At 72.0% G+C, this 3,167-nt stretch carries 4 protein-coding genes; 2 read left to right on the forward strand and 2 right to left on the reverse strand.

The features are described from left to right. Positions 1-327: 327 nt before the first annotated feature. Complete coding sequence (locus QK444_RS34625) at positions 328-1,566, forward strand: hypothetical protein (RefSeq protein WP_282786222.1); 1,239 nt, start codon at positions 328-330, stop codon at positions 1,564-1,566. Between the two features lie 30 nt (positions 1,567-1,596). Here the strand turns inward: QK444_RS34625 and QK444_RS34630 are convergent, their stop codons facing one another. Together QK444_RS34630 and QK444_RS34635 are read right to left on the reverse strand one after the other, a co-directional pair. After that, positions 1,597-1,902, reverse strand: coding sequence for a hypothetical protein (locus QK444_RS34630; protein ID WP_029931126.1), 306 nt, complete (start codon positions 1,900-1,902; stop codon positions 1,597-1,599). Between the two features lie 59 nt (positions 1,903-1,961). Further along, positions 1,962-2,651, reverse strand: coding sequence for a pyridoxamine 5'-phosphate oxidase family protein (locus QK444_RS34635; RefSeq protein ID WP_282786223.1), 690 nt, complete (start codon positions 2,649-2,651; stop codon positions 1,962-1,964). 81 nt (positions 2,652-2,732) lie between these two features. Between QK444_RS34635 and QK444_RS34640 the strand changes: the two genes are divergently transcribed. Then, positions 2,733-3,167 (forward strand): winged helix-turn-helix domain-containing protein (locus QK444_RS34640; protein WP_282786224.1); only part of this gene is annotated, 435 nt, incomplete at its 3' end.

A 3,167-nucleotide genomic window follows, 5' to 3' on the forward strand; every position in this document is an offset into this window, starting at 1 on the left:
CGAACACACCAGCACCGCACCCCGGCGCAGGCCGATCCACTGCGACCGCCCGCCGATCGATGCGGCCACCGTACGAGCCGGATGCGCGGACGTCGCGCGAACCGGCGTAACCATTGCACCAACCGGTGCGGCCGCCGGGAATCGGCGCGCGAACCCATGTGGCCGCCGCGCCCATGGTGCGGCCATCGCACCAACGGGCGCGGTCGTCGGGCGAGTCGGATGCGCGGACATCAGGTGGGCCGGTGCGATCGGGGTTCGGCGGCACCCATCGACTCGGCCGGGATCGAAGCTCGCCGGTTGTCGGTACCGGTCGGTACGCTGCCTGCGATGAACCGGCTGACCGTGGTGGACGAGATGTTCCTGCGGGCGCATCGGGGTATGGGCACGCCGATCGCACTGCAGGGGATTTGGCGTACCGCCGACCGGGTGGGGTCGGAGTTGCTGCGGGATGTGCACGAGGCGTTGCGAACGGGGCCGCTGGGGCGGCGGGTGGTGCGGTCGCGGATTCCGGGGGCGCGGCCCCGCTGGCAGGTGACCGGCTGGGCGCATCCGCTGGTGCTGGCCGGTGAGCCGCTGGCCGCGCACACCCTGCTGGAGTGGGCCGACGGTCAGGGTGCGGACCTCGATCCGGAATTCGGTCCGGGCTGGCGGCTCTCGGCCGCACCACTCGACGACGGCGGATCGGTTGTCGCCCTGACGTGTTCACACGCCCTGGCCGACGGCCGCGCCCTCACCCTGGCCGTGGACAACGCGCTGGCGGGCACACCGCTGGCGACACCCGCGGCCCCCCACTCGGATTGGGCGGACGCCCGCCGCCAATGGTCCGTCGTGCTGGGCGGCACCGCCCGCGCACTGCGCCGCGGCATCCCCCGCCGACCACCTTCTCCTTCGGCACGAGAAACACCGCCCGACCACCCCGACGCCGCCCCGCGCAGCGCCGTACTCCAGATCCCGGCCCGCGACTGGAACCGCGTTGCCGTTGCCCACGGCGGCACCGCCAACAGTCTCTTCGTGCACGCGGTGGCGAATATGCTGTGGTCCACGGGCTTTCCCGAGCCCGAGATCGCCGTCAGCCTCCCGGTGGACACCCGCGACGAACCCCGGGTGGACAACGACCTCGCCATGACCGAGATCGCCGTGCGCCGCACCGACACCCCGGCCACCATCCGCCACCGCGCCCGCGCCGCCTACGAACACCGCATGACCAGCCCGGGCGGTATGCCCGAGGAACTGCTCCAGGTGCTCCCGGACCGCTGGGCGCACGCGCTGGCCCGCGGCGCGGGCGAGCGAGACATCCTGTGCTCCAATATCGGAACCCTCCCGGACTCGCTGCTCACCCTCGGCCCACACCAGTGCACGGGCGTGGCGGCCCGCGCCATCCACCCGGGCCTGCGCGCCGACGCCTTCCCACGCACCCGCCTCTCCGCCTACTTCACCCGCATCGCCGACACCTACACCCTCGGACTGGTCGGCCTCGACCCCCAACGCATCCCCACCGCCGCGGACCTACGCGACCTCGCCAGCACCACTCTGGGTCGACTCGGCCTCACCGCCACACCCTGGTAGCGCCGGCCGCCACAGCCGCGCACCGCGACCTCAGCCCACCTCGTTGATGTAGAGCGAGTACAGGTATTCGCCGAACTGCGCGACCGTCCGGATGTCGGGCGGGGTGGTGAGGTAGTAGCGACGCTCGTACTCCGCGACATCGGCCGCGGTGAGCGGCCGGGTACCCAGATCGAGGGTGAGGTCGTAGGCGGCGCGCAGGGCCTCCAGGCTGAACGGCTCCTTTCCGGAACCGATTCGGGCCGCGGCCAGTGCGGCGGCGGACTCGGCCTCCCGCCGCGCTATGAAATCCAGCAGGCGCGTCGGCCCGCCCTCGGCGTCATCGCTATCGGGATCCATGAGGACCTCCCGGCACTAGATCGAATCACCTTCAGTGTGACCGTGATTCGATCTTTCGGCTACCCCGCCACCGGCGACCCCGCGATCCGGGCCAGCACATGGTCGGGTACCGGCACCCCCGGCTCCAGGTCGTCGGCCGGTACGGGGGCGTCCCACAGCTGCCGCAGCGGCAACACTCCGGCCCACACCCCACCGGCGGCGACATCCTCCGGTTCGTCGATCGGCCCGCCCTCACGCACCTTCACCGACGCCTCGGTGAGGTCGAGCGCCAGCACCAGCGTGCCCGCGAGCTCCTTCTTGGTCGGCTGCCGCACCGCGGGCCAGGCGCCGGGCGTGACATTGTCGACGACGATCCGCATGGCCCGCAGCTGCTCATCCGGATCGGTGACCGTGGTCGGCCGACCGTGGATCACGGCCGACCGGAAGTTGATGGACAGGTGCATCGCGGCACGCGCGTACACGATGCCGTCCACATGGGTGACCGATACCGACACCCCACCGCTGCTCGCGGCGCGCAGATTGCCCGATCCGGTGGAGCCGTGCAGGTAGAGCGTGTCCCCGTCGCGCCCGTAGATGGTGGGCACCACCAGCGGCGCGCCGTCGATCACCACGCCGAGATGGCAGAGGAACCCGGCGTCCAGGACGGCGTCCAGGACCGCTCGGTCGCTCCGAGCACGGTGCCGGTAGCGCGTCGGAGTGCTGCGCGGCGTGGGCGACAAGGGGGTCCGATTCGACGCTGTCTGACTCATATGACCAGCATGGCCGCGCCAATGGCCCAGTAGAATATCCATTTCTGGATGATTTCGACAGACCACTTTAGAGGCGGACCCTTGACGGCGACCACACCCGACGGCGCGGCACACCGCCCGACCGCCGCCGACGACCTCCCGATCGCGCTCGACCGCACGGCATCGACGCCGTTGTCGGCACAGATCGCGGACCGACTACGCGACGCCGCCGCCACCGGGGTCCTGCACCGCGGCGACCGCCTGCCCTCAACGCGGGCACTGGCGCTGCGCCTCGGCGTGAGCCGCACCGTGGTCACCGCCGCCTACGACCAACTGCACGCCGAAGGCTGGCTCGGCGGGCGACACGGATCCGGCACCTACCTGACCGCCGCCCCACGGCTGGCCCCGGAGTGGTCGCCGGCCGCCTCCGATGCGGACGAGGCGATGGATCTGGCCGATCTGGCCCCCGGCGCACCATGCGTGGAGGCCATCGACCGCGCGGCGTGGCGACGGGCCTGGCGGGCGGCCGCCGCCCCG

Origin of the sequence: Nocardia sp. CC201C (assembly GCF_030010695.1) — a bacterium.
Taxonomy (GTDB): Bacteria; Actinomycetota; Actinomycetes; order Mycobacteriales; family Mycobacteriaceae; genus Nocardia; species Nocardia otitidiscaviarum.

Coding starts and splice junctions, on each gene's coding strand:
- QK444_RS34630 (WP_029931126.1), bottom strand. CDS start 1,902: ATGGATCCCGATAGCGATGACGCCGAGGGCGGGCCGACGCGCCTGCTG.
- QK444_RS34625 (WP_282786222.1), top strand. CDS start 328: ATGAACCGGCTGACCGTGGTGGACGAGATGTTCCTGCGGGCGCATCGG.
- QK444_RS34635 (WP_282786223.1), bottom strand. CDS start 2,651: ATGAGTCAGACAGCGTCGAATCGGACCCCCTTGTCGCCCACGCCGCGC.